The organism is Klebsiella indica, assembly GCF_005860775.1.
Classification (GTDB): Bacteria; Pseudomonadota; Gammaproteobacteria; order Enterobacterales; family Enterobacteriaceae; genus Klebsiella; species Klebsiella indica.
Map to the genome: position 1 here is coordinate 1 of NZ_VCHQ01000019.1, position 24,434 is coordinate 24,434.

Sequence of the window (24,434 nt, forward strand, 5' to 3'; positions counted from 1 at the left end):
GGATTAACAGATATGCCTGAACTAAAACCACCGCGCCACATCTCTACTCTACCCGCTTCAGCCCAGCCGTTGTCTGCGTAGTACATCAACGCTTGCCACTGATTCAGGGCATAAGCGAACGCCTTCGCCAGTTCTGAGTGTCGCGACAGGGTTTTCATCTTTTCACGCAGCCAGTTTTCCAGTGATTTAAGAAGCGCTTTCGTTTTCAACTGGCGTTCGGCAACCCGCTGTTCTGCTGGCATTCCCCTTATATCCGCTTCGATAGCATACAACTCGCCGATCCGTTTCAGCGCTTCTTCCGTCAGGGCCGACGGAGTGCGGATATGCACATCATGGATCTTTCGGCGGGCATGGGCCCAGCAGCCCGCTTCCTTTATATGACCTTCGCGGTAGAGCTCATGGAACCCGGCGTAAGCATCCGCCTGCAGCACTCCGCTGAACCCCGCAAGATGGGTCTGCGGGTGGATGCCTTTTCTGTCCGGGCTGTATGCGAACCAGACCGCCGGTGGCGACGCTGACCCGGCGTTACGGTCGTCACGAACGTACGTCCATAACCGTCCGGTCTTCGTCTTTTTATTGCCCGGCAACAGCACCGGGACGGGCGTGTCATCGGCGTGGAGCTTGCCATCAGTCAGCACATAGTTCCGAAGCGCCTCTTCCAGCGGTGACAGCAGCCGGCAACAGGCATCCACCCAGCCCGACAGCACTGAGCGGCTCAGCTCAACACCCTGGCGGGCATATATTTCTGACTGACGATACAGCGGTGTATGCTCTGCGTACTTTGATGTGAGTACCCGTGCCAGTAGCCCCGGCCCGGCGATACCGCGTTCGATGGGCCGTGAAGGCGCCGGAGCCTGAACGATACGGTCGCACTTCGTACAGGCGTGTTTTTCGCGCACCGTGCGGATAACCCGGAAGGCGCTGCGCATCAGCTCCAGTTGTTCGGCGGCATCCTCACCCAGATAACTCAGCGCCCCCCCACAGTCCGGGCAACAGGGCTCTGCCGGTAGCAGACGCTTTTCATCCCGGAGGAGTGATTCAGGGAAGGGTTTACGTGTACGGGTCTGGCGCAGCGGGCGCTGTACCGCCGGGTCATCCACCCGGCCGGTCAGCGTATCACTTTCCTTTTGAAGCCGGTTCAGGTCGGCTTCCATCTGTGCGATACGGCGCGATATTTTTTCGGAGCGGCTGCCGAAGTTCATCCGGCGGAGCTTATCCAGCTGTGCCTGCAGCTTGTCGATTTCGCGTTCACGGTCCGCCAGCTTTTCCAGCAGGGTACGGTTCAGCGCCTCCTGTTCGGCAAGAAGACGTTTCAGTTCATTGATGTCATCGGGAAGCGGGCTGTTCATGCGGGGGATTTTACCAGGCTCATTCGCCCACGACCAGGATAAAAAGATTACAGCATAGTCAGGGATGTCAGCAGTCTTTTAGGTTGCCGCCAGTCGATGCCCTCGAGGAGCATCGCCAGCTGTGCCGGGGTGAGGAAGACTTTGCCATCCCGGGCTGACGGCCAGGCGAAGCGCCCACGCTCCAGCCGTTTCGTCAGCAGGCATAACCCGTCGCCAGTTGACCAGAGGAGTTTCACCTGACTGCCACTTCGGCCGCGGAAGATAAAGACGTGACCCGACATCGGATCATCTTTCAGCGCGGTCTGCACCTTTGCGGCCAGCCCGTTGAAGCCGTTTCTCATGTCGGTGATGCCGGCGACCAGCCAGATTTTCGTGCCTGATGGTAGCGGGATCACTGTTTAAGCTCCTGTATCAATATTGTCAGCAGGCCTTCGCTGACAGCGCCATCCAGACGGAGCGTTCCGTGCCGGAACGTCACCTCACAGCTGATACTGAGGGTTTCCGACTTATCTGCAGGCGTTTCTGGCGGCACAGCCAGCAGGGCACTGGTGACATCGAGTGTTACAGGGAGCAGCTGAGGAAGGTCTGCCGAAGGCAGCGGGAGTTTCCCCTCTCGCCACTGCTGACGCCATTTAAATAACAGATTGGCGTTGATGCCATTTTCAAGCGCCAGCTTTGATATGGACACACCGGGTTCACAGGAGGCTGCGACAAGCTGCTGCTTAAATTCGGGAGAGTAATTAGGGCGGCCCTTACGGCTGCCGGGAGCGACTGTTTTGTGCAAATCTGACATTTTGGTTCCCACCACTATTTGGTGGACACCACTTTGTCGAATTCATCAGATGATGACCAGACGGTGCTCGCTGGACGCTTACGAAACGACTAATAGTCCCATGCCTCAAACGCCAGCGGCATCTTATTGAGCAAATCCCGGCGCTCGCGCCAGTTAGGGATCAAGCGGTCCATATGCAGCCGGAAGCGCTCGTTATGATGACGCTCCAGCAGGTGAACCAGTTCATGCACCAGAATATACTCCAGACACTCCGGTGGCTTCTTAACCAGCTCCAGATTGAGCCAGATTCGCTTTGTGGTGGTATTACAGGTACCCCAAAAGGTTTTCATCTTTTTGATGCCCCAGAACGTTGGGGGGACACCGGATCTGGCCTGCCATTCGGGCAGCAATTTGGCAACCTGCCTCTTCAGTTCATGCCGATAAAAGTCGGTTAATACCAGCTCCTTATTTTCATTACTGGTTCCCGGCTGAATATAAAGCTGGAGTTTATTGTTTCCCGCGACCTTCACTTCATGGCGTCCCTGGCGCTCGATCACAAACAAGCGATACTTACGGCCCCAAAGATAGTGGCACTCTCCACTGACCATCTCCCGCTCGGATTGGCGGGGCTGTCTGGCAAAATCCTGCTGCTGCTTTCGGATCCAGCGAAAGCGGGAAGCTACAGCCATCCGTATCGCCGTTTCCGTCATGTGTTCCGGGGCAGAAACGCGGACTTTGCCGTCAGGCGGCAGGACGCTGATATGCAAGTTCTTAATCGCTTTACGATTGATCTGTAAGCGTAGCGTGCCTATCTGCATGACCGGCATCAGTGGTATTCCTTTTGCTTGCGGGCAAGCTCAAGAACGTCATCAATATTTACGTTATAACTGGCGGTTTCTTCGCGCAGTGCACGGGCAAGCTCTCGTTCCTTAAAACGATCGCCAATCCACTCCGCTTTTTTGGTATAGCGGATTGTCGTATCAATACGGGTTGCCAGCACCTCGTCATGACCGAAGTTATCATAAAACGCGCGCTTTGCCTGCGTATCCATTGTTTCAGGATAGGATGCTCCGTTGGTTTGTTCTGGGCGTATGACCTGCTTGCTCAAATCCCGGATACGTTCCAGATACTGCTGATAATCAAGCGCATTCTGGCGGCGAAGGGTAATCAGCTCATCCAGCAAAAGCGACATGCGTCCGTAGTATTTTGGGTTCACCGGGTTTTCATCCACGATGGTTTTACGCACGTTGTTTTCGATGGTTTCCGCCATCGCATCCTGATTGTTGCGGATCTCGTCCGGCAGAGCAGCGGTTGCTGCTGCGCCTTTTTCAACAATCAGCTCAATCAGGCTTAACTCTTCGAAATCCATAAGCACTTCGCTACCGTCGGCGCGAACGTACATATCCAGCAGGTGGCGCATGGCGGGCTCAAAGCGCTTCATGTCCAGTAGATCGCCGCTGGTCAGTTTAATGTCGTAGCGCAGTCTCTCGAATTTAGCGACTTCGGCGCGAATGCTTTCAACTTCCTCATCGGTATAGCCCGCTTCCTGCATTTCATTCGCCAGGCTGGCGTAAGCGCGCAGCAGGCGGGCGACATTCTGATAGAACGAAAGGCGCAGCGCCTCTTTTTCACCTAATATCGTCTGGTTTTCCCCCGACTGACCACAGAAATAGTGCTGATAGTCCTGCAATTCGCGCGGAGCATTGACAGGTTCACATAGGCTGCGAACTACCTCTAGCGCGCTGTCGAGATCTAGCTTTGCCTGCTCCAGACGATTTTTTAACAGCCCATCAACATCATCGCGATCGTAATCGTCAAACGCGCCCGTGGTGTAATCGGTTATCGCTTTATCCAGAGAGCGGAACAGATCTTTATAATCGATAATATAGCCGTACTCTTTATCTTCCCCGTCCAGCCTGTTTACCCGACAAATCGCCTGAAACAGCGTATGGTCTGTCATGGTTTTATCAATATAAAGATAGGTCGCAGACGGTGCATCAAAGCCGGTTAGCAGCTTATCCACCACGATAAGCAAACGCATTTGCCCCGGTTCATTTATAAAGCGTTGCTTAACGTCTCGCTCGAATTCGGCTATACGACCAGCAATCTTCTCTTCGCTTTGTTCAAAATAGTCAGCCAGCATTTTGCGATAGGTCGAGAATTTGTAAAGTTTCTCGGTCAGGCCTGCGCCGGTTTCTTCACCTTTGATACTGGCAGCATCGGGACGGAAGCTGGTTACAATAGCCACTTTTCCAGCCAGATCGGTCTGGCTAAACATCTCGTAAACCTTACAAGCCTGATACACACTACTGCATACCAGCATGGCGTTGCCGCGCCCGTCCATCAGCCGCGGGCGGGTATCCATATCCAACAGAATATCATTAACGATCTGCTCCAGCCGTGACTTGCTGGAAAGCAGTTTCTGCATTGAGCCCCACTTTTGTTTAAGCTGGGTTTTGGCTAAGTTCGACAAGCCACGCGTTTTGGCTTCAAACCAGTCATCGACCTTTTTCTCAGACGTCAGATACTGGTCAATATCGCGTGCCTCATAGCGCAGATCCAGCACCACCCCGTCGGCCACAGCCTCATCAAACTTGTAGGTGTGGATATAAGGGCCGAACACTTCCACCGATTTCTTTTTATCTTTCTTCATCAGCGGCGTGCCGGTAAAACCGATAAACAGGGCTTCCGGCAGAATAGCGGTCATCGCGTTATGCAATTTGCCGGACTGCGTACGGTGGCACTCATCGACGAAGACGAACAGATCGCCTTTGGCGCGGAACGTTTTTGTCAGGGATTGCTGTAACTCGGTGATGAAATCGTCGGTTGCCGCGGTGTCTTCTGCTTCACTACGACGACCAAACTTATGCACCAGCGAGCAGATGAGCCACGGGTTAGGATGATTGAGCGTCGCGATAAGGTCGTTGCCGCTGGAGGTGCGATAAATCTCTTCATCCACCCCCATAAACACGCTTTCGATCTGTTCATCCAGCTCGGTGCGGTCGGTCACAATCAACACGCGTGAATTCGGCACATTTTCGCGGATCCACTTCGCCAGCCAGACCATCGTCAGGCTTTTACCCGATCCCTGCGTGTGCCAGATAATCCCGCCTTCACGACGAGCAATATGCTGTTTAGCCGCCTCGACGCCGAAGAACTGATTATGGCGACAAAGTTTTTTCACTCCAACGTCAAAGGCCATGTAATTATGGACGATATCTAGCAGCCTTGACTTGTTGCAAAGACGACTTAAATGAAAGTCGAGTTTATGCGTATATGCATCGGTATTCTCTTCTTTCCATTCCAGATAATACTTTTCCGGCGTTTCGATGGTGCCGTAACGCAACCCCTGCGTATCGTTACCCGCCATCACCAGTTGCATGGTGGTAAAGAAATTGCGGATAAAGGTTTTCTTCTGATTGTCGAGATTCTGCCGGATGCCTTCGCTGACGTGGACTGAAGAGCGTTTAAGTTCAATCACGCCCAGCGCGATGCCGTTAACGTACAGCACCAAATCGGGGCGCTTGCTGTATTCACCTTTTATCGTCACCTCATCGGCGATGGCGAAATCATTGGCTTCAGGATGCACCCAGTCAATCAGCCACACGGTCTGGTTCTGCTCGCCCGCGCCTTCCTTCTCCTTCGCGCCGTAACGCAGCAGGCGATAGACCTCTTTATTGGCGTAATACAGCTTCTTGCCTTCGCCCAGCGCGGCGGCGGAATCCAGTTGCCGAAGCACGCGGGTAATCAGCGTATCGCTGACGCCACGCCGTTTCAGCCATGCGCTCAGTATGTCCGTGTCGATATTGCTGTCACCGGCATATCCAGCGCTCCGCCCCAAATAACGGTATCCTAAATCCTTAACAAAAAACTGAATCAGACGCTGCTGTGTGGCGCGTTCGCGCTGGCCTATGGTACTCAAAGGGCGCTCTCCCTAAATGTTCAGCAATGGAACTCCATCACGCGGTTTATGGCGAATTGAAGATGATTATCATCAAATAACTTCATCTTACGGCTGGCCCAGCGTTCACCCGCAGGCCATTGGTGAAGCCCCTCTTTTACGGAATCCAGCGTGGGCAGGCATTCTCCTCGGGTCAGCAGCCAGTCAACGGTCGCCAGCAGCTCCAGACCAAACGGTGATTCAAAGCCGTCAATCAACTGACTGACCTGCTCAAGCGCCGGTAGCCACTCTTTGGCCTCGTTGTTCAGCCAGAGGTTGACGTGTTCTTTTTCCCGATCGTTAAACCAGATCACGTCCAGCGGCTGGCTGTCTGGGATGCGTTTCTCGGCTTTCAGATAGGTGCCGTCCAGCGCATTAAGCAGATGGTTCAGGTTGGGGGAAAAGGGACCGTAATTGTGCGCCTCAAAGCGCAGCTTTAACACGTCCTCCTGCTGGTGCAGTTCAATAGCGCGTTGTAACAGCCATGCCAGCTTCTGGATTTCCAGCAGGCTGCACTCCATGCCTAGCACCCAGTAGCGGCGCACCAGTTCAGCGATCATCGCTCTGGCGGGTGTGAGCTTTTTTACGCCGGTGCTCTTGGCGACGTTCTGGTATTTTTCGGTAGGCTCATAAATCAGGATTTCTGTGCCCGGAAGGTCGCCCAGCGCAGATTCAATCCGCGCCCGGACGTCCGGCCAGTTCAGGCCACCGTTGCCTGCGCCCAGTGGAGGAATGGCGATGGACTGCACTTTCTCTTCGATCAGAAAGCGGCGCAGGTCCTGCAAGCCGTCCTCAATCCACTCCATGCGGGAGTCGGCGCGCCAGTGCTGCTTGGTTGGGAAGTTGACAATCCAGCGCGGCCCCATCAGTTCGCCGGTTTCGGTAATAAACATTTTACCTGTCATTACCTGCTTATGTTTGCAGGCGAGAGCATAGGCTTTCATATTGTCCGGGAAGCGCTCTTTGAACATCAGCGCTATGCCTTTACCCATGACACCGACGGTATTAACCGTATTCACTAGTGCTTCTACGGGCGCATCCAGTAAATTGCCTTGTGTAAATGTAATCATGAGAAGTACCACCCAGCCCGCGCGTGAACGGGCATTGACAGATTGCGTTGAGACAACCACTGCTCTAATTGTAACCTGACGCCATCGTTGTAACAAATCATCCCGCCCAGCAGTGAGATTGGGCAGTGCTTCCAGATTAACGCCTCAGCCTGATAGCGTTCAAACTTGCCAAGATCGTCCTGATCGCGACGGAAATCCCGTGCTTGTAAGATTGGCCAGTCGATCCGATGCAGATTGTTTAGATCGGTATAATAATTCGCCAGATTATAGTAGGCGTGGCTGTCGGTAAACACGAAGGGAATGTTCTGCGCCGCCACGTGTCGCAGGCAGCTGACTAGAATAACGATTTCCTCATTGGGGCGCTGCTTAATACCGCCACGCCCGCTGCGAATATTCATCAGCATCGGCGAGAAAGGAGTAAAGTAAAACGGCACATAATCATGCAGCGTCCCGCCCGTCCCCGCAGGCACCGGATGCCCGGCGCGTTTGTCGATAAGCTCTGGGTTGCCGATATTAACCCAGTTTGCAGCCTGCGCTTGGCTGTTGCCACAGTGCAGGCCGTTGTCCAGTATCCACGGGATATTGTCCCGATGGACAATACGCCAGATCAGGGCTTTTTCCGGGTTGATATTAGCGCTGTAATCATAAACCATATGCGTTCCCTTCTATATTAAGCGGGTTTTCCCGGTTAACAGCTCCTGCATCATCCCCTGTTTAAGCTGGCGGGTTTTGTCCAGACGCTGTTGCAGGGTCTGAATGTCCTTGTCTATATCGGAGAGGATGGCGGCGATGGCGGTTTGCTCTTCAGGATGTGGTGCATAATATCCAAAGTGTACAAAGTCTTTTTGGTACAAATGCACAATTGTTGAACCCGCAGTAATTCCGTTTATAAAATTATCAAATATTCTTGAAGTTAGAATAAAAAATAAATACTCAGGAACTATTTTGTCGTCCTTAGGCCTTATTAGAAACACCCCACTATTAAGTGTTGCGGGTAAAGGTAAAGCATTAATATATCCAGCCTTACCAATTGTTCCATCTTTGGTAATAAGGACATCATTAACTTTTAATTGGATATTGCTATCTTGTTTATAACGCCATTCACTTACGAAACAACAGGAACTCCAATCAACGAGACCAGCATTAAAGTCTGTTCCAGTAACCAGATAGTATGTACCAGAACTTAAATATTCTTTTGTAGTAAGTGCTTGCCAACCTATTCTAGCTCTCAAAGAGCAATCCTTTCCGATATTAATATAGTTCCAATCCTCAGGAATCTCCCCCAACTCACTCTTTTTATGACCCTTAACAATACCATCACCCCGCAATGCAAACTGCGGCAAGCGGGTCTTGCCTGTCAATAGTTGCTGCATGGTTGCTGTTTTTATAGTTTGTTTTTTTGCGATTAGCTTCTCTAGTTTAAGAATAAAATTATCACAATCCGATAGCGTATCTGCTATTTTCTTCTGCTCTTGCTCATTTGGAAAAGGTACAGGAATAAGTCTGATCAAATCGGTATTAAGATTAGGTTGTCCATTCCCCGTTGCAATATTGTCGTGAAGACTTTTTGTTATTGTATTAATATAATGGATCAAAAATGATTTATTGCCGACTCGTTGATTAATAATCGCAGCAACACCATCATTTGCACAGCACTTCATACCTAAGAGTTTTGCAACACCAAGTGTCGCGCCACTATTAGAAATAATAAGAGTACCTTTTTCTAAGGTCCGGCTATGCTTAGAACCTAATTCGGTTAACATTGAGGATGTCGTCATAACGACCTGTTGAGCATCCGGAATTGTCGTCAATGAAGCAACCGTAAGCCAAGGGATAAAATCACCCTCAAAATATTTAGGATCACCTGCTGGGCGAGGAGATCCCCCCCGAACAATATCGCCAAGTTCTCCAAGGTATTTGCAATCCCAATCCTCAGGAATAACCCCCACCTCAGTCATTTTAAACCCTGCAGGCACATTTTCCTCCGTTGTACCCGACTGCTGCTCACTCACCATTAAATCCACCATCACCACACCAGCCCCATCGCCCGCAAATGCCCGGCCACCTTCTCGCTCAACGCTTCAACGGACGCTTCAAGCACCGGTAACGGCTCGGCATAGCGCTCTTCCAGCTCCTTCACGCGCTCCGCCAGTTGCTGAGTGATGCGCTCAATCTCCGCCTTAATCCCGACCTGCAACGTCGCCAGCCATTTGTCCTCTACCACCAGCGCTTTGATCGCCGCGTCATCCAGCGTGGGATAATGTTTAAACACTGCGCGATCCAGCGCTTCCTGCGCGATTTTCAGCGCTTTTTTCGCATTCGCCTCTGCTTTAATCAGCGCCAGGCAGCGAGTCAGTGCCGCCAGCTCATCGGGGTCGGCGGTGGTTTTCTTCAGTTGAGTCAGGCGGGCATTGACCAGCTTTTGCGTCACCTTATCCTTATCGTTCTTCGCCTCGGCCAGCAGATCGTCTTCCCCGGCCTGCTCCTCGACATACTCGGCTAACTGACGGCTGGCTTCTTCACTGCGTTCCTGTGAGCGGTTCAGCGCATCCAGCAGATCCGGGAAACAGCGAATTTCCACCAGTGAACGGGGCAGCACGTCGGCCTTGTAGCGCCGCTTGTCAAACTCAAAATCGTGCGCTTCTTTCCAGACGTTTTTGCCGTCCTTGCCTTTCACCGGCTGGAGTTCGCGAATTTGCGCGGCGGCTTGCCAGCCCTCCTGCGTGATCACATAGACATCGTCCTGCATAGCATCGGCCCAGTAGTCCATTAGGATCTGGTACACACTGTATTTATTCAGCAACTCACTGTTGGCATACTGCGCCAGCAGCATCTCGCTGATATCGTGGATCAGTTCCTTCGGTTTATCGCCTTTGCCAATATCTGCCAGCGCCGCCTCTTTCACCCACGCCTTAAATGGCAGCAGGCTGCGGGTGGCAAAATCCTTAAATTCCTGATGCGCCAGAATGGTCGGTTTAACCTGCTGGGCTTCGACCTGCGCCTGACAGTAGCCGGGGCGATCGTCAGCAAACAGCACATCGCGCAGGGCAGGGAAAACTCGCCAGTAATCCTGTAAAGCATCAACATCGCGCGCCGGAATACCGCCCTGTAAGTGCGCGGCCAGATCGTGCAGATCTTCCGGTTCGCCGCCATCGATATAGCGGGGGATATTCAGGTTGTAATCATTCCCGGCGATGTCGCTTAACGGCACCATCCTACTGTAGCCGGGCACCGTGCGCTGATGATTAAACACATCCACGATGCAGTGAATATCCCGGCTGCGCAGGCGGTTCTTATTGCCGTCCTTGATAAAGCCCCGGCTGGCGTCGATCATAAAAATGCCTTTGCGGCTGTGTGCGTGTTCCTTATCAATTACGATAATGCACGCCGGGATGCCCGTGCCATAAAACAGGTTGGCCGGTAAGCCGATAATGCCTTTGATATAGCCCTGTTTAATCAGGTTTTCGCGGATATTCGCCTCGGCGTTGCCGCGGAACAGCACGCCGTGCGGCAGGATCACCGCCCCTTTTCCGGTGCTTTTCAGGCTCTTGATGATGTGCAACAGAAAAGCGTAATCCCCGTTCTTCTCCGGTGGAACGCCCCAGACGAAGCGCTCAAATGGATCTTTTTTCGGATCCAGTCCGCTGGTCCAGTTTTTATTGGAAAACGGCGGGTTGGCCACGGCGAAATCAAAGGCTTTCAGCCTACCGTTGGCTTCTTTCCACTGCGGATCGCTTAGCGTATTGCCCTGCCAGATTTTAGCCGTTTCATTGTTGTGCAGGATCATGTTCATCCGCGCCAGCGCGCTGGTGGCGTTGTCCATCTCCTGTCCATAGAGCGACAGCCCGCGTCGTGTTTCGTCGCTGACTTTGAGCAGCAGCGAGCCGGAGCCGCAGGTCGGGTCATACACCGTGGCATCCTGCGGCGTATCGGGGGTAATGCCGATCACCTTCGCCAGAATGCGTGACACCTCTGCCGGAGTATAAAATTGTCCCTTGCTTTTACCGGATTCGGTGGCGAAGTGGCGCATCAGGTACTCATAGGCATCGCCCAGCAGATCGTCGCCATCGGCCCGGTTGCCGGACAGATCCAACCCCTCAAAGATGCCGACCAGCTTCGTCAGGCGGTCAATCATCTCCTTGCCTTTACCAAGCTTGTCCTCGTCGTTAAAGTCGGCCTCGTCAATAACGCCTTTCAAATCGTTCTCTTCCGCCAGCTTGCGGATGATTTTGTTAATTTTATCGCCGATTTCTTTATCGTTCTTCAGCGCGACCATATCGTCAAAGCTGGCCCCTTTCGGGATAACGATCATTCCGTAAGGGTCGCCTTTATATTTGTCGGACACATACTTCATAAATAGCAGGGTCAGCACATAGTCCTTGTACTGGCTGGCGTCCATCCCACCGCGCAGCTCGTCGCAGCTTGCCCATAAAGAGGAGTAGAGTTCGGTTTTTTTGATAGCCATTAAATATCTCGTTTTGCACGGTGATGTGCGGTAAGCGGGTTACAGCAGATCTGTGTTCAGTCCGGCGGCTTTCAACCGACGGGTTAAGTTACGCATTTTGCTGAATTCGGTGCCGAGGCTTTGACTCAAGCCGGTGCCTTCGCAAAAGGCTTTTGCCGTAATGTGCTCCAGCTCGTCGGCATATTTGATCATTTGCAGATGCAGCTCGACGATGTACTGATTACGCGGCGCACTGGACAGCACCTGCTGAATGCGGTGATAAATCTCGTTTTCGTTCATAAAGACGGGTAACCGTAGATGCACTTGATAATTTAGCTAAATTAGCTAAATGTGACATCAGGTACAAGAATTACGGCGATCGGCAGTGCTGTTTGCACAGTTTATGAGCGAAGAAAATTTCTTACAGTAAACTAACCCTCACGATATTTCTTACCAGTATCTGCAAAATCAGGTAGTTGCTTCTTCTGTCGGAGTGGGCTATTGATTTTTGCATAATCAAAAGGAGCGATGATCTTCTCCCGATTCGCATCCAAATAATCAGCCCACCACTGCAACATCAACCTGCGTTCACCCAAGTGCTCAGCCTTATGAATATAAGCCGCGCGCACAGAGTTACGTTCCTGGTGACTCATTTGCCGCTCTACCGCATCCTTCGACCACAACCCTGATTCAATCAATGAACTACATGCCATAGTCCTGAAACCATGCCCGCAAACCTCAACCTTCGTATCGTAACCCATCACACGCAAGGCCTTGTTAACCGTGTTCTCACTCATCGGCTTACGAGGATCGTGATCGCCAACGAAGATCAGCTCTCGGTTCCCATTCATGCTTTTGATCTTTTCCAGAATAGCTAAGGCCTGACTCGATAAGGGAACAAGATGGGGCGTCCGCATCTTTGAACCACGTTGAGAATGCTTAACACCTTCCAACGGTTCACGCTCACCCGGAATCGTCCACATGGCAGTATCAAAATCTACTTCTGACCAGCGGGCAAAACGCAGCTCGCTTGAACGGATGAAAACCAACAAAGTGAGTTCAACAGCCAATCGAGTTAAGGGTCTGCCAGAATAGTGATCAATGCGGTGAAGTAATTCGGGAATACGTTCAAGATCCAGAGCAGCACGATGCTGTCTTTTCGCCGTAGCAACTGCACCGGCAATCTCTTGTGCAGGGTTGTAGTCGATTAAACCGCTTTGCACAGCAAAGCGCATAATAGCGGTAGTACGCTGCTGTAAACGGGCAGCGACTTCAAGACGCCCGGATAACTCCACCGCTTTAATGGGTACAAGTAGATCCCGCGTTTTTAGTTCCGCAATGTTCCGCTTACCGATAGCTGCAAAGAGATTATCTTCGAGGCTTTTCAATACACGGGCACTGTGCGATGCAGACCACTTCTGATTACTGGCATGCCAGTCTCTGGCAACCACTTCAAAAGTTATCGCCTCTTGCTCCTGCTCTACCTTAACGGCTTTCTTGTTTTCACTGGGATCGACGCCATTAGCTAATAGCTTACGGGCCCCATCCCGGCGTGCCCTGGCATCCGCTAGCGAAACCTCAGGGTATCTCCCCAGAGCTAGCATCTTCTCCTTACCGCCAAAACGATAACGAAGCCGCCAGTATTTGGAGCCGTTAGGGTGAACCAGCAAAACCATGCCTTCACCGTCAGTCAGTTTATAGGCTTTTGCTTCCGGCTTAGCCGAACGAACCTTCACATCACTCAGAGCCATGATAAGTATCCTTTCAAGGTTTCTGTGCGGGTACAAACATTATCGAACCGGGATATACCCGCAGTTGTACCCGCATCAGTAAGTTGATGTAGATTGAATCAGGTTGACTTAGGTTGAGTGAAAAAGCGAGGAAAGCCTTGCGGATACTGGATTTCAGGCACAAAAAAAGACGTCCGTTGACGTCTATTGATGTTCCGATGGTGCGAAGGCCGGAACCGAAAAAAAACATAACGATATGATTATAAGGTATTTTTACTCATGAAAATCATCACATGCCCCTTTTTATGCCCCCTGCCATTTAAGCTGCCGTATTATAATTTTATTATTATTATTCAAATATTAGTTCGATTCCGTAATGCGGATCCTAACCGGATTTTTTATGCGGAAACAACAATGGCTAATCCCCCTCCAATAAGATTAACGCTTCCTTAACATTTTATGAAAAGTACTTTGCATGCGAAATATTTTATTTTTTATTTTATCCATCGGCGCATCGTTCATTTCTCTAAATTCTTTTCTTACCATTAATAAAACATTGAGGTAAGGATCATTTATTTCTTCTTCAACTGGCTCACAAGAAATCTCATTAACTCTCAGGAGAGAAACGTATTCACACTTAATTTTATCAGGAGATACTAATGTTGTTTCCTCCCAAAATTTTCTCACTTGAGGACTAAAAAAAGATAGGTTATCCTTTATATATTGCATAATCCTATAGAAACGCTCTCTAAATAATTCTTCATCCAGATGAAAAACAGGAGACTGTTTTATTAAACTAAAATCGCTGAGTATTGTTTTCTGATGTTTTCTAAACTCTTCAACAACAGAGTGATGAAATTTCATTCTCTCCTCATCGGTGTCAAAGTTAGTTCCCTCATAGTGAGCTGGGCCATACATCTGTTCAACCCAATGTAGATTTGCATATTGATTAACTGCTTGTTCCATTAACTTATCATGTGACGTATATTTTTTCTGAGAGTTTCTATTATAGTCATACAAAAGAATTTCACAGACTTCATGAAAAATTTTATCATAAACTTTTAAACGCTCATTCCTTCTATTTATCTTACCTTGAATGATAGTATTTGCCAAACCTAGAAGAGATATAATAAGACTGCCCATGGAAATATATATAGCAATCATTGCAGTATCATTCATCTTACCACCACTATATTGTAGTTAAAAACACTTAAATATAGGGGCATAAATTTTAGCCCCTGACTTAAACTCAAGTATAACTGTTTAATGTTTTGTTTCCCATTCTATTTTATCGATCAAACAACCAGCTTCATACCGCTCCACCATATATGCTTCACTCCATGACTCATACACCGCCAGCCGATTATGATGAGGCTCATTTACAGCGCGTTTTCTGATACTGCCTTTTTGCCAGTATAGTGCGATGTTACTCAGTGATGTGACCCACACCGCATTATCAGGAAAGAACGGGACGGGCACGGCGTGAAGATTTCCCAGCGTAGGATTCTTCAGAAGCAGCTCATTCACCAGATGCTCCATATTGGGTTGATTGGGAGAGACCGCATTGACAAAAGGGAACTCTTTACGAAACAGCGTACTCATGCTGCAAATCGCCACCAGTCCATTCCGGTATTGCTTACTGATGCCTGACTGCCAGCCATCAAGTACAAGCGCGTCAATCGTGCCGTAATCGCCATAAGCTATGATCCGGTTATCCTCATCACGTCCGGCCACTGAAAGCCCGTCCATGACCCTTTCCGGCGCTTCCTGACGGTATTTTTCCAGCCAGCCAATCCCACAATCCTCCCGATTTGGACAGAGTGCAGGATCTGAAACTGGGGCATAATGCGTCCCGTTAAACCCAATCATAAGCCGATCCAGATTTCTCTGCCGCTCTACCGCCGCGCGCACCAGTTCCGGGTAATTATCCAGATGGCTCCACGCATCAAGTTCATCGTAGGAGATCTGTGCGTCAAGGTTGACCTTCCTGCAATGATACTGATGAGGCTTTCTGGACGTGCTGTCTACCGGATTTCTACGTATGCCGCCGTTGTTTGTGCTGGCAAGCGGGCCGCGCGATCCCATTCTCACCACTGTTGCGGAGGATTCCGTAACCGGAATGACGTTAATCCGCGAAAGGAAATCAACCCCATAGCTGGCCGCCAGTTCTCCGTGTTGAACAGGCGACGCTCCGACATCTGAAAATGACACTCTGCCCGGAGTGGCTGAAAAGTTCAGCGCCTGTGACTCCATGCCGGTCAGTTCCCTGATAACACGATCCATCATCGTCGCAGGGTCGTTTGTTTTCACATCCTGCACAGGCAGGCCTGCAAAAATATCCCGCGCTGCGGGTTCCGCGTTCACAAAATATTTCGCGCCGTCAGCGGGTGCGCCCGGGTGCTGTTTATGCAATGAAATCTCTTTTTCCAGCTTTACATTTTCCTCTTCCAGCGCCTGTTTCATTCGGGGTGAGGCGTTCTGCGCGGCCTGTCGGTTACGGTTAATCAGGCGCCGGATTTTCTCATTAAAGTTCATCGGTTTAATCCTGTCTCTCAGTTCAGCCCTTTGCAGGGTTCACGCCCTTCGGCCAGCGCCTGCATTAATGCTGTATCTTTCCGGGCCAGCGCCATTTGTCCGGCAGATGGCGAAAGGCGAATGGCGGCGCTCGCCTCAGCCGGAAAAGCTCCCGGCCAGAGATGAAGGGGATTTTCCGTATTACCCTCGGCCATCGCCAGATATTCCTGTGCCGGGTCAAGATTGTTCTCCCGGGCAATGTCTCCCATCAACGCAGTCAGCAAATTATCAAGCTCATGGGTCGGTACACGGGACAGGACAAGCAACCCGCGAACAATTTCAAGCGATTCACGGAGATCATTAATCAGGGCTTCACACTCAGGCCGGATGAGTGCAGAACACAGTTCATGCCAGGCAAAATCATAACGCCGGGCCTTTTCAGCAGTGCTATAACGCAGCGTAAGCGCCTCCACACGGGCGGCCTCAATCAGGGGAGAGATACGCCCCAGCTTCTCTTTTGCCAGGCTGGCAAGTAACGAGGCTTTGTCAGAGTCCTCACTTTCAACGCCACCGGACGCCAGCAGGCTCTGCTCCCATCCGTCAGACTGTCGGCCTGCTTCTTCTTCCAGTTTTTTACGGGTATCGAGCAAATTCTGCACCGTGTCCAGCTTATCTTTCAGCGGGCCGTTCGCCTCGTCAAATTCGCGGCGCAGCGTCGTGGCGCTCTCTGCCAGCCGGGTAAGCTCGGGTGTCATTTTCATATTCCTGACTCCTTGTGTCATACAGTTACAACGGCATGCACTCTGCCTGCCGGTCTGCCCGCTATGTTTCACCAGAATCAGAAGGGATGTCGCGGCGCTTTTGTTGTAAGCCGCAGGCCAGAGCCAAAACTGTATAACAGGGTTAAATATTCCCAGGATAATGCCGGTCAGGTCACACTGGTAAAGGCAGGAAACTCATGTACAGCCCGGCAAGAAACGGTAAATCGGTATTGCGTGCAGTCAGGATCCCCCACGAGCTGGATGAGCAGATCCGCAGACTGTGCGAGCAACATACACTCACCTATTCGGGGTGTGTGATAAAGCTGGCCCGGCAGGGTATGGAGCATTCCTTCAACGACAGCCCCGGTCGCTACCGAAGCCTGGATAACCTGATAAGTGATGTGCTGATGCGTGGAGGGAGAAAAGGCTAGCCCGCCCTCTCGGGCGGGGAACGGCTTAACGAATCAATTCAATTTCCCGCTGCGGGCGGAGGCATGGCCGGGGAGTTACGACGACTGACCCGGTGTTCAAAAGCATTCAGGGTGGTGAAACTCTCACTGCATTCCAGATTCTGACACTGATGATACTGGCGTATTGTGTGCTCACTCAGACGGCGACTGGTACGGGTGCGGGCCATTGCGCCGCAGAAAGGACAACGAAACATAGATATTCTCCCTCATGGGAGTTGAACTCGCTGGCATTATCCGGTTTTCGCCCCCCCCTGACAACCAATCCCCTGCTTAATCGCCTTATTCATACAAAATTTTTCATTGTCAAATATCTCATATTCTCCAGTTTTATACCGGATATCAGCGAATTATGGCAATAAACATCATTTTAACCCCCTTACGGATATCGTCTGTAAGCCACTCAGGAAGGCGCAATAAAAAGTGACCTCACCTCATTACCACAAGTCAAAACGCAGCGCTGAATTGCACGGAGAAAGCAGAATCTCACTTTCTGGCCTTATGCCCGCTTGCGGGGGCAGGCCCCCCGTCACCTGCGCGCTGCAATCCTTCCATTTTCCGTGCATGCACAAAACTGGCCTCAGGCCGCACCAGCACAGGCCGGAAAGGGCATAAATACCATCAAAAAAATTGTGCAAATCTGTGCACTATTGTGCAGTACCAGAAACCGGGTAAATCAGGTAAAAAAGCCACAAAATTGCACCCGTAGCGGATGCTGTAATACAGGCCGAAATGAACATATATGAGTGACGCAGAAGGCTGGTGCCAGTACAGCGGTTGAATCAATGATTGTTAATAAAATGCTAACAGAAAAAGAGTTGTTTTCTTAAAAGGCAGGGGGGACACCGGAAACTCATTACATTATTACAGAGCACAAAAATAGCCATTAAGACAATGATTTTAAAGATTAATATTTGTAATATCGCTCATATTACATCGCATTACATACAAATTACACCCTTTAAAAACAATGAGTTATATTATTCATTTGTAACAAATCCATTTTATTACATGTAATGGTATGTAAGGTTAGTTTTATTACAAGAATTAAGTATATATATCATATCATTACATAACATTTTTTAGCCTTGTAATAATGTAATGAGTTTCCGATACCCCCCCTAAAATTTTAAAAGCATTCAATAATGGATGATTTATGAGCACATTTGGCATAAAAACATCTCTTTCTTGTTAACAATTTGTGTTTGCATTTCCACTGGCCTTGCCCACCGGGGAGCAATAGTGTTGCCGGCGGTGCTTACTGTCCGATATCGAGCACCGCCGAATGTGACCATGCTGCAGCTCAGCCATTCCTGTCCGTGCTGGCCGGTTTGTCATGTGGTGGCGAATAAGCGCATCTGAGTTGATACTCCTTTCACACTTCATGCGCCCAGCGTTCTCACATTTTCTGCCCGCCTTGAGCAGGTGAACGATCTCGCCGCAAGGAATCAGAACGTGTGACATGGCGGCCGGTTTGACTACCCGGCTCCAGAAGTTGGCATAGCAAAGCTGGTAAGAGTTCGCTTCATTACTTCATGGTCTTGAGTTAAGCTTTATCAATCAGGAGAAAATACTCTTTAATGAAATCAAAGCAGTAAGTTTATTGCGAGTAGATAATGACACCAGCACTTAGCATTGCATCACCAATTATTAAATGGGTAAGGTGAAACATGAATAATAAAATCGATTTATATTTAAACAGGATAAGTCAACTTTCGCAGTTGCTGTTAGTAGGATTCGCAATTTTTGGCTATTTTTATACCGTGCGCCCTCTTTATCAGAATGCATCACTGCAAGAATCAATAGCTAAAAAAGAAACCGAGCTAAAAAAACTTCAAGGTAAGATTGATAATCTCTACATTAATTACAGACGTGAGCTAATACGTAAATTCGTAATGCGCGTTACTTTTGACTGCTCACCCTATACGCCATTAATGATGCAGCCGCCATCATATGAAGAAAGTGAACAAAAATCCTTTTCTGTTAAGCTTCAGGAATCCAAAGCACTTATATCAGAAAACCCTTATAACTGCCTTAGAATGAAGGCAGAAAACGATACGGCATTGCGTGACCTGCGAAACGAAGATAAACAAAAGCTGATAGCTACGATTGAGTCATTGAAACTATCTATAACTGAAAAATATAACGAAATGGTCAGGCAATCCGAAAATGAAATACTTTTAGAAAACCTTGGCAAAAACAATGACAGCACAAACTTTACAGCAAGGTTAGAGGAATTTCTCATCGCTAATGGAATTAAATTACCTGACGATGACAATTATAATAAACAGATGAATATCTTAGCCGGTCTGAATCATCTAATTTCAGAATTCAGCCTCAAATTTAATGCCACCATCACTGACAAGGTGAAAATTTAGATAGCGCGATGGACCTACATTACCAGTCAGCGACCAGGAAGTCTCGCTAATAAAACACCGCGTCGACAAGATGGCCTGCATGGTGATAAATGACAGTGCGCAAATAACTGACCGGCCACAAATCAGGCCGGTTTGCTTTAATGCTGTGCCTTGAATACCCAGCAATGCTGCACTTCATTGCGTTTCGCCGGGCTGTCTGCCGGCAGCTTACGGTTGTAGCTCTCATAGATGTGACTTCTTACCGCGCCCTTGCGGATGATATGCCTGCTCTTGGCTCCCTCCAGGAGCTTTTTAAGCTCTTTAATGTCAGCGTGCGATTGCCGGTGCTGGCTCGCCTCTTCCTGAAAATGACTGAACTGAACGGCGATTTCTCCTGGTTCCCGCGAATGATTCATCCCTCCCGGCACCGTCGAATCCAGATAATCAAAGACCTCCCAGAACTCCTGTACGAGCGGATGCTCGGCCTGTACCGCCTTGAGGCGCTCCGGTGCCATCCGTAGAAGCATGTCCTTCGTTTTCTCGATACATCCGCTATCCAGAGGGATCACCATCTCCAGCGCTTCCAGCAGGGCGATGAGCTGGGCGTGATTTTTGATAATGCGGATATGCTGAGAGGGCATAACGGCCAGCACCTCCGCTTCGGCGGACTCAAAACGGGTAAAGAAACGTTCCATAATTTCCCGTTCCTTGAGGATAGCCATCAGGACAAAGCCGGAAATGGACTCTATCGGGTAGCGCTCCAGCGCCTCCGCTGCGGCTTTCGTTTGTGGGGTCTGGTCGCGCCGGTCGGTATGCAGGTGAATAATACGTTCCAGAAATGCCGGGGAGCCGTCTGTATTGGCGTTCTGAGCAATGATAATCGCGCCCTTGAAGGGTGGCTCATAGGTTTCATTGTTATTCGTTTTGATCCCTACGGCCCGCGGGGAGCGTCCGTTGTACAGAGATTTCAGCTCATCCCAGTCAAAGGCCCGTTGCTTCGCATTGTCCAGCGTACGATCGCCTTCAATCAGGCATACCGGCAGGTTCCCCACCTGAGCAAAGTTACGCGCCCGCGCCACAGGGGTGGATTTAGACGGATCAAACCCTTCGTAATCCGGCCGGCCGCTCAGCCGCCACAAAAACTCCAGCAGGGTACTTTTGCCGGAGCCCGGCTCACCGACAACCTCCAGAAACGGATAACTTTTTTGTACAGCGCGGATTTGCTCAGCAAACAGGGTTCCCAGCCAGAAGGCCAGCGCAATATACCCTTTAGCGCCAAATGCCTGCCACAGGTCGGCACACCATGCCGGGTTAAAATCAGCCAGCTCAGGATTTAGCGCCAGGAGTGGCGATACACTGAGGCTTTTCAGGCTCAGATCCCGCATTTCAAAATAATCCTCATCATTGAGCGGATAGAGCGTGCCGTTATGTACAGCAACGTCATTGAATACATAAGCCCCGAACTCTTTGTTGTACCCGATGAAGTTTTGCGTATTGACCTCTTTAATCCCGGGTAAATCCTGCTTTGCCAGCTTATCGAGCTGATTGGTGTTGCCGGTATACACCGCGCCCTTAGCCACATGTAAAAGTCGTTTTTTGAACTCGGAGGCACTGGAGAGCTGCGCGGCAGTAAACGTCGCTTTAACCGGCGGGGAGCCATTTGGAAAATCCACACGCATGTAATACCAGGCCTCGTCCGTTGCTTCCGACTTCTGGAAATACAGTGGCGTCGGGTAGCAATTGGCAATTTCGGCCACGGCGCCCGACTCCTTCAGCGCTTTGGCCTTCGCGTCCCGTTCATCTAAATCCGGCTCGGCCATCTGAATGCGCTCGACTGCCTTCATGTGCCGATCCACATCAAGCTTGAACCAGCACAGGCGGGAATCGTATTCAAAATGAAACTCGTGTCGCTCAGTGCGATTGAACATCAGCAACGCTTTATCGCTGGCGCTGCGGGCAATAAGCAGCGCGCCATAGTAGCGATAAGTATCCAGATCTCTGGCCGTCAGCCTGCCTCTGATATGCAGATCGTTCCAGTCAGCCTCCTTTTTACCCTCTGGGGGAAGAGCTGCGTTAGCGGTCCACCCTTCAACACGGCTGCGCTCAACATGCTTACGTATGGCGCGCTCCCCGGCCTGCCCTCTGTCCAGCGCCCACACCAGAACCGGACGAGGACTTTTAGCGTACAGCGCCGCCAGTTTCTGCAAGGCTTTATCCGGGTAGTTATTGCAGGTCATGATAGACACAGCCGCTATGCCGTTCTGATTCAGGCTGATGGCGTCAAAAATCCCTTCGACCAGCCAGATCTCTTTTTGCCTAGCAAGATTTTGGGCCGGGGCAGACCACCACTGGCCGGCATAGCGCCCACCAAAATTGGCCTTACGGTCAAACTGCTCTGGCCGGTCAATTATCCGTTCCCAGTAAGCGCCGTTAGGCAATGCAAAGCGAACCGTCGCACTACCTATACCCCTCTGGTGATAGCTTTCCTGTCTGTAACATCCGGCAATCAATGCTGTATCAAGGCCACGCCCTTCACGTAAATAGGCTTCTGCTGCTGCATGGGGGTTAGCTTCCGTCCGCTGATAGCGTTCCGACCAGTTATTAAATAAATCAGCATAGCGCTCTTTTACAATTACTTCACCGCCGCATTTATTCTCCCGTCCGCAGCGCAATACATAGGGTTTATCCAGACTGGTGAATAATTCCTTTTTCTTACAGTGAGGGCAAACGCCTCGCCGTAAATAACCGTTTTGCTCTTTAAACTGGAAATCAGCAATAAGACGCTTTATAATATCTGTGCGTAAATCTTCTCTGTACATATAAAATCCTTAAGCGCCGCTTACCACGGCGCTTTTGTATTTAATGGTCGCCTTGTGTAGCGTCATTAATCATTTCTGTAACCCGATGCACGCCGAATAACCTGACGGCACTTAAACCCAGATCAACCTCACCTCGCGAATATATTCCTTTACCCCCAGAAAGCTCTGATTTTATTGCATCAAGTTCTTTAATCATCACCTTGAAAAGGCTACCCATCTGATTGGCAGGAACGTTAGTCTCGCGCTTCATTTCGGCTTTAGAATCAAGTAAGTCTTCGAGCAATCTTGAAATATTTATAACATCATCCAACCGGTAATAACTTTCTTCGGAAAATAACCACGAATAATCTCTGTTCCACAAGTTCGCATCCTGAGAGACGATTTCATTTTCATTGATGTGATTCTGAGACATAAAACCCCCTGACCAGTAACGGTCATATAAAACATAAATTTGTTTAACGGATTATCAGTGCAGTTTGCTGATTAATGGCGTGGTTATCTCCAGCACCCTGAGAGCCTTAAAGTACTTTAACCCCTCCCAGCATAACTGAGCCGTAGCCCGGATTATTGCATCATCGCGACTAAGCGCCTCAACCGTCACCTGTGCGCTGCGCGTATAACCTTTACGCGTCACCGCATAACCGGAAACCAGATATGTTTTATTACGTGTTACTTTGCCGCAAAAAATGTTAGCCATGTTTCACCTTCCCAACCGTCACCGTATATTCGTTATCGTCTAAATGACATCCATTAAAGGTAATGCCATCAACAAGCCTTCTGGCTGTTTTGAGCGCTTTACCCGGCGAATTATATTTTTTTGCATGACGGTAAAAATTTATTTTTCCGGTAATTACATTCCTGGCTTTTACATGAATCTCATACATGACTCACCCCCACAACTTTAACCCTGCATTCGTGCGTGGTCTTGCCGTCATCGCCTTTACGAACATAGGCCATTTTATTTGCATCAATCCAGGCTTCATCACTGGTTGTATAACGCCAGTTATTGACCAGATTTCGTTGGTCGCCGGTCTGATAATTAATCAGAGTGATAATGAGCTTATACATGCGCCACCCCCGAAATTTTCACAACGCTGGCCGTTGTCTCTGAAATCGCGTTAAAGCCATCCGGCTTGCATACATAGGTTAATTCTCTCGCCGCGCGATTGGCCGCCTGACAGGTTTTATACTTGCGGTGATAAGTCCATTCCCGCACCTGGTGAAGCTCGTGGTTTATATGGGTGATAAGGATTTTATACATGAGCCACCTCACGAACCGGCAGACGGCCAGCAAAGGAGGCAACAAAATCACGCGCTATGGTGCGTCGTGCGCTCATGAAATCAGGGGCGGTAACTTCCTCGCGGTGGGGTTTAGCCGATACGTCAGAACGGCGTACAGCGAGAAAAAGCCAGACAAACTGAGGATGTGAGTGAACTGGGGTAGTAGCCATAAGGCAACCTCCGATAACAGCATAATCGTTGCTATCGCCGGAGTTCCTACGCTCACTAATGGCGATAGCCCAGACGGGGGTAGGAATACCGGCGTTATCGGAGACCGGCCAGCCCGAAAGCTGCCCCGCCTGAGCTACCATTGACATGGCGGAGTGATGCGTTACCTGTTCATGCCCGGCGCTGACGTGCCCGGAGTGAACGCACCACGCCATAATCTGGCGCTCTGTGGCGTTGATTGCGACGTAAAAAAAGACGCATGGCGCGTCTGTCGTCGCCGATAACATACACGGGTTCCTACGCCCGGTTACCCATTGAGGGGCAACGTCTGGATTCTGCGATCCATCGGGCGAGGTTGTCAAACGGTATTTCCTATTATTTTTAGCGTATGTCATAATGATCTCGGTTTAGTTGCACTTCATGTAAGGTTTTCCGGCTCAAGTGAAAACCATCTGGGGAGTTACTTCCCAAGCCCGTCAGTTCTTGCTGGCGGGCTTTTTCATTAGCGCTGCTCATACCTGCCACCACGTGATGCAGATATTTGCTCTTTAATCCAGTGATCGACTTCGCTTTCAATAAATGAAATTGCGCGGGTTCCAATTTTAACCGGGCGTGGGAAAGCATTCTTAGAAAGCTGCTTATATAGCCAGGCTTTGCTACGTTGCAAACGACGTAAAACTTCTTTTGTGGATATAAGGGTCTGATAAATATCTTGATTGTTCGTATATTCCATGCTGATTCCTTGTGTTCTTCTCAAGTACA

At 49.9% G+C, this 24,434-nt stretch carries 23 protein-coding genes and 1 pseudogene; 1 reads left to right on the forward strand and 23 read right to left on the reverse strand.

Annotated elements, in window-relative coordinates; all coding sequences use genetic code 11:
- From tnpC to FE839_RS14960, 15 genes and pseudogenes are all read right to left on the reverse strand, one after another.
- The coding region (gene tnpC / locus FE839_RS14885) for an IS66 family transposase (protein ID WP_138361583.1) at positions 1-1,349 on the reverse strand (1,349 nt) is incomplete at its 3' end.
- A 47-nt stretch (positions 1,350-1,396) separates the two neighbouring features.
- A complete protein-coding gene (gene tnpB / locus FE839_RS14890) occupies positions 1,397-1,744 on the reverse strand; it encodes an IS66 family insertion sequence element accessory protein TnpB (protein WP_042922210.1) in 348 nt (115 codons plus the stop codon).
- On the reverse strand, positions 1,741-2,142 hold the full coding sequence (gene tnpA / locus FE839_RS14895) for an IS66-like element accessory protein TnpA (RefSeq protein WP_138361584.1): 402 nt from the start codon (positions 2,140-2,142) through the stop codon (positions 1,741-1,743). The genes tnpB and tnpA overlap by 4 nt, the downstream gene beginning before the upstream one ends.
- Before the next feature lie 89 nt (positions 2,143-2,231).
- A complete protein-coding gene (locus tag FE839_RS14900) occupies positions 2,232-2,948 on the reverse strand; it encodes a M48 family metallopeptidase (RefSeq protein WP_138361585.1) in 717 nt (238 codons plus the stop codon).
- On the reverse strand, positions 2,948-6,043 hold the full coding sequence (locus FE839_RS14905) for a type I restriction endonuclease subunit R (RefSeq protein WP_138361586.1): 3,096 nt from the start codon (positions 6,041-6,043) through the stop codon (positions 2,948-2,950). The genes FE839_RS14900 and FE839_RS14905 overlap by 1 nt, the downstream gene beginning before the upstream one ends.
- A 20-nt stretch (positions 6,044-6,063) precedes the next feature.
- Complete coding sequence (gene darG, locus FE839_RS14910) at positions 6,064-7,131, reverse strand: type II toxin-antitoxin system antitoxin DNA ADP-ribosyl glycohydrolase DarG (RefSeq protein ID WP_138361587.1); 1,068 nt, start codon at positions 7,129-7,131, stop codon at positions 6,064-6,066.
- Positions 7,128-7,784 (reverse strand): type II toxin-antitoxin system toxin DNA ADP-ribosyl transferase DarT, encoded by a 657-nt coding sequence (gene darT / locus FE839_RS14915; RefSeq protein ID WP_138361588.1) that lies wholly within the window; start codon positions 7,782-7,784, stop codon positions 7,128-7,130. Before darT ends, darG begins: the two co-directional genes overlap by 4 nt.
- 12 nt (positions 7,785-7,796) lie before the next feature.
- Positions 7,797-9,158, reverse strand: a complete 1,362-nt coding sequence (locus tag FE839_RS14920) for a restriction endonuclease subunit S (protein ID WP_138361685.1) — start codon at positions 9,156-9,158, stop codon at positions 7,797-7,799.
- Positions 9,158-11,596, reverse strand: coding sequence for a type I restriction-modification system subunit M (locus FE839_RS14925; RefSeq protein WP_138361589.1), 2,439 nt, complete (start codon positions 11,594-11,596; stop codon positions 9,158-9,160). The genes FE839_RS14920 and FE839_RS14925 overlap by 1 nt, the downstream gene beginning before the upstream one ends.
- Before the next feature lie 39 nt (positions 11,597-11,635).
- Positions 11,636-11,875 (reverse strand): HTH-like domain-containing protein, encoded by a 240-nt coding sequence (locus FE839_RS14930; protein ID WP_138361590.1) that lies wholly within the window; start codon positions 11,873-11,875, stop codon positions 11,636-11,638.
- A gap of 131 nt (positions 11,876-12,006) precedes the next feature.
- On the reverse strand, positions 12,007-13,326 hold the full coding sequence (locus FE839_RS14935; RefSeq protein ID WP_138361591.1) for a tyrosine-type recombinase/integrase: 1,320 nt from the start codon (positions 13,324-13,326) through the stop codon (positions 12,007-12,009).
- Positions 13,327-13,743: 417 nt separating this feature from the next.
- Entirely contained in the window at positions 13,744-14,484 is a 741-nt protein-coding gene (locus tag FE839_RS14945) for a hypothetical protein (RefSeq protein ID WP_138361593.1), read from the reverse strand.
- 84 nt (positions 14,485-14,568) lie between these two features.
- Complete coding sequence (locus tag FE839_RS14950) at positions 14,569-15,840, reverse strand: P2 family phage major capsid protein (RefSeq protein ID WP_138361594.1); 1,272 nt, start codon at positions 15,838-15,840, stop codon at positions 14,569-14,571.
- 17 nt (positions 15,841-15,857) lie between these two features.
- Entirely contained in the window at positions 15,858-16,580 is a 723-nt protein-coding gene (locus tag FE839_RS14955) for a hypothetical protein (protein ID WP_138361595.1), read from the reverse strand.
- A gap of 484 nt (positions 16,581-17,064) precedes the next feature.
- Positions 17,065-17,244 (reverse strand): annotated as a pseudogene (locus FE839_RS14960) (Ogr/Delta-like zinc finger protein); the annotation flags it as partial.
- 1,473 nt (positions 17,245-18,717) lie between these two features.
- Here FE839_RS14960 and FE839_RS14970 point away from each other — a divergent pair.
- Positions 18,718-19,425 (forward strand): hypothetical protein, encoded by a 708-nt coding sequence (locus FE839_RS14970; protein WP_138361598.1) that lies wholly within the window; start codon positions 18,718-18,720, stop codon positions 19,423-19,425.
- A 137-nt stretch (positions 19,426-19,562) separates the two neighbouring features.
- Here the strand turns inward: FE839_RS14970 and FE839_RS14975 are convergent, their stop codons facing one another.
- The 8 genes from FE839_RS14975 to FE839_RS15010 all read right to left on the reverse strand — a co-directional run bounded on the left by FE839_RS14975 (position 19,563) and on the right by FE839_RS15010 (position 24,405).
- Positions 19,563-22,223: a toprim domain-containing protein gene (locus FE839_RS14975; RefSeq protein WP_138361599.1), complete on the reverse strand. Its 2,661-nt coding sequence runs from the start codon at positions 22,221-22,223 to the stop codon at positions 19,563-19,565.
- A gap of 40 nt (positions 22,224-22,263) precedes the next feature.
- Entirely contained in the window at positions 22,264-22,635 is a 372-nt protein-coding gene (locus FE839_RS14980; RefSeq protein ID WP_138361600.1) for a hypothetical protein, read from the reverse strand.
- 54 nt (positions 22,636-22,689) lie between these two features.
- Positions 22,690-22,920 carry a hypothetical protein gene (locus FE839_RS14985; protein WP_138361601.1) on the reverse strand — a complete coding sequence of 77 codons (231 nt, stop codon included), beginning with the start codon at positions 22,918-22,920 and terminating at the stop codon, positions 22,690-22,692.
- Positions 22,913-23,107, reverse strand: coding sequence for a hypothetical protein (locus FE839_RS14990; RefSeq protein WP_138361602.1), 195 nt, complete (start codon positions 23,105-23,107; stop codon positions 22,913-22,915). Before FE839_RS14990 ends, FE839_RS14985 begins: the two co-directional genes overlap by 8 nt.
- Complete coding sequence (locus FE839_RS14995) at positions 23,100-23,291, reverse strand: hypothetical protein (RefSeq protein ID WP_138361603.1); 192 nt, start codon at positions 23,289-23,291, stop codon at positions 23,100-23,102. The genes FE839_RS14990 and FE839_RS14995 overlap by 8 nt, the downstream gene beginning before the upstream one ends.
- Positions 23,284-23,484: a hypothetical protein gene (locus FE839_RS15000; protein WP_138361604.1), complete on the reverse strand. Its 201-nt coding sequence runs from the start codon at positions 23,482-23,484 to the stop codon at positions 23,284-23,286. The genes FE839_RS14995 and FE839_RS15000 overlap by 8 nt, the downstream gene beginning before the upstream one ends.
- Entirely contained in the window at positions 23,477-24,034 is a 558-nt protein-coding gene (locus FE839_RS15005) for a host cell division inhibitor Icd-like protein (RefSeq protein WP_421808668.1), read from the reverse strand. Before FE839_RS15005 ends, FE839_RS15000 begins: the two co-directional genes overlap by 8 nt.
- 140 nt (positions 24,035-24,174) lie before the next feature.
- On the reverse strand, positions 24,175-24,405 hold the full coding sequence (locus FE839_RS15010; RefSeq protein ID WP_138361606.1) for a helix-turn-helix transcriptional regulator: 231 nt from the start codon (positions 24,403-24,405) through the stop codon (positions 24,175-24,177).
- Between the last annotated feature and the right edge of the window lie 29 nt (positions 24,406-24,434).

Excerpts from the sequence above, each read along its gene's own strand:
- tnpA (WP_138361584.1), bottom strand. The coding sequence starts at position 2,142 with ATGTCAGATTTGCACAAAACAGTCGCTCCCGGCAGCCGTAAGGGCCGC.
- FE839_RS14900 (WP_138361585.1), bottom strand. The coding sequence starts at position 2,948 with ATGCCGGTCATGCAGATAGGCACGCTACGCTTACAGATCAATCGTAAA.
- darG (WP_138361587.1), bottom strand. The coding sequence starts at position 7,131 with ATGATTACATTTACACAAGGCAATTTACTGGATGCGCCCGTAGAAGCA.
- darT (WP_138361588.1), bottom strand. The coding sequence starts at position 7,784 with ATGGTTTATGATTACAGCGCTAATATCAACCCGGAAAAAGCCCTGATC.
- FE839_RS14920 (WP_138361685.1), bottom strand. The coding sequence starts at position 9,158 with ATGGTGGATTTAATGGTGAGTGAGCAGCAGTCGGGTACAACGGAGGAA.
- FE839_RS14925 (WP_138361589.1), bottom strand. The coding sequence starts at position 11,596 with ATGGCTATCAAAAAAACCGAACTCTACTCCTCTTTATGGGCAAGCTGC.
- FE839_RS14930 (WP_138361590.1), bottom strand. The coding sequence starts at position 11,875 with ATGAACGAAAACGAGATTTATCACCGCATTCAGCAGGTGCTGTCCAGT.
- FE839_RS14935 (WP_138361591.1), bottom strand. The coding sequence starts at position 13,326 with ATGGCTCTGAGTGATGTGAAGGTTCGTTCGGCTAAGCCGGAAGCAAAA.
- FE839_RS14945 (WP_138361593.1), bottom strand. The coding sequence starts at position 14,484 with ATGAATGATACTGCAATGATTGCTATATATATTTCCATGGGCAGTCTT.
- FE839_RS14950 (WP_138361594.1), bottom strand. The coding sequence starts at position 15,840 with ATGAACTTTAATGAGAAAATCCGGCGCCTGATTAACCGTAACCGACAG.
- FE839_RS14955 (WP_138361595.1), bottom strand. The coding sequence starts at position 16,580 with ATGAAAATGACACCCGAGCTTACCCGGCTGGCAGAGAGCGCCACGACG.
- FE839_RS14970 (WP_138361598.1), top strand. The coding sequence starts at position 18,718 with ATGAATAATAAAATCGATTTATATTTAAACAGGATAAGTCAACTTTCG.
- FE839_RS14975 (WP_138361599.1), bottom strand. The coding sequence starts at position 22,223 with ATGTACAGAGAAGATTTACGCACAGATATTATAAAGCGTCTTATTGCT.
- FE839_RS14980 (WP_138361600.1), bottom strand. The coding sequence starts at position 22,635 with ATGTCTCAGAATCACATCAATGAAAATGAAATCGTCTCTCAGGATGCG.
- FE839_RS14985 (WP_138361601.1), bottom strand. The coding sequence starts at position 22,920 with ATGGCTAACATTTTTTGCGGCAAAGTAACACGTAATAAAACATATCTG.
- FE839_RS14990 (WP_138361602.1), bottom strand. The coding sequence starts at position 23,107 with ATGTATGAGATTCATGTAAAAGCCAGGAATGTAATTACCGGAAAAATA.
- FE839_RS14995 (WP_138361603.1), bottom strand. The coding sequence starts at position 23,291 with ATGTATAAGCTCATTATCACTCTGATTAATTATCAGACCGGCGACCAA.
- FE839_RS15000 (WP_138361604.1), bottom strand. The coding sequence starts at position 23,484 with ATGTATAAAATCCTTATCACCCATATAAACCACGAGCTTCACCAGGTG.
- FE839_RS15010 (WP_138361606.1), bottom strand. The coding sequence starts at position 24,405 with ATGGAATATACGAACAATCAAGATATTTATCAGACCCTTATATCCACA.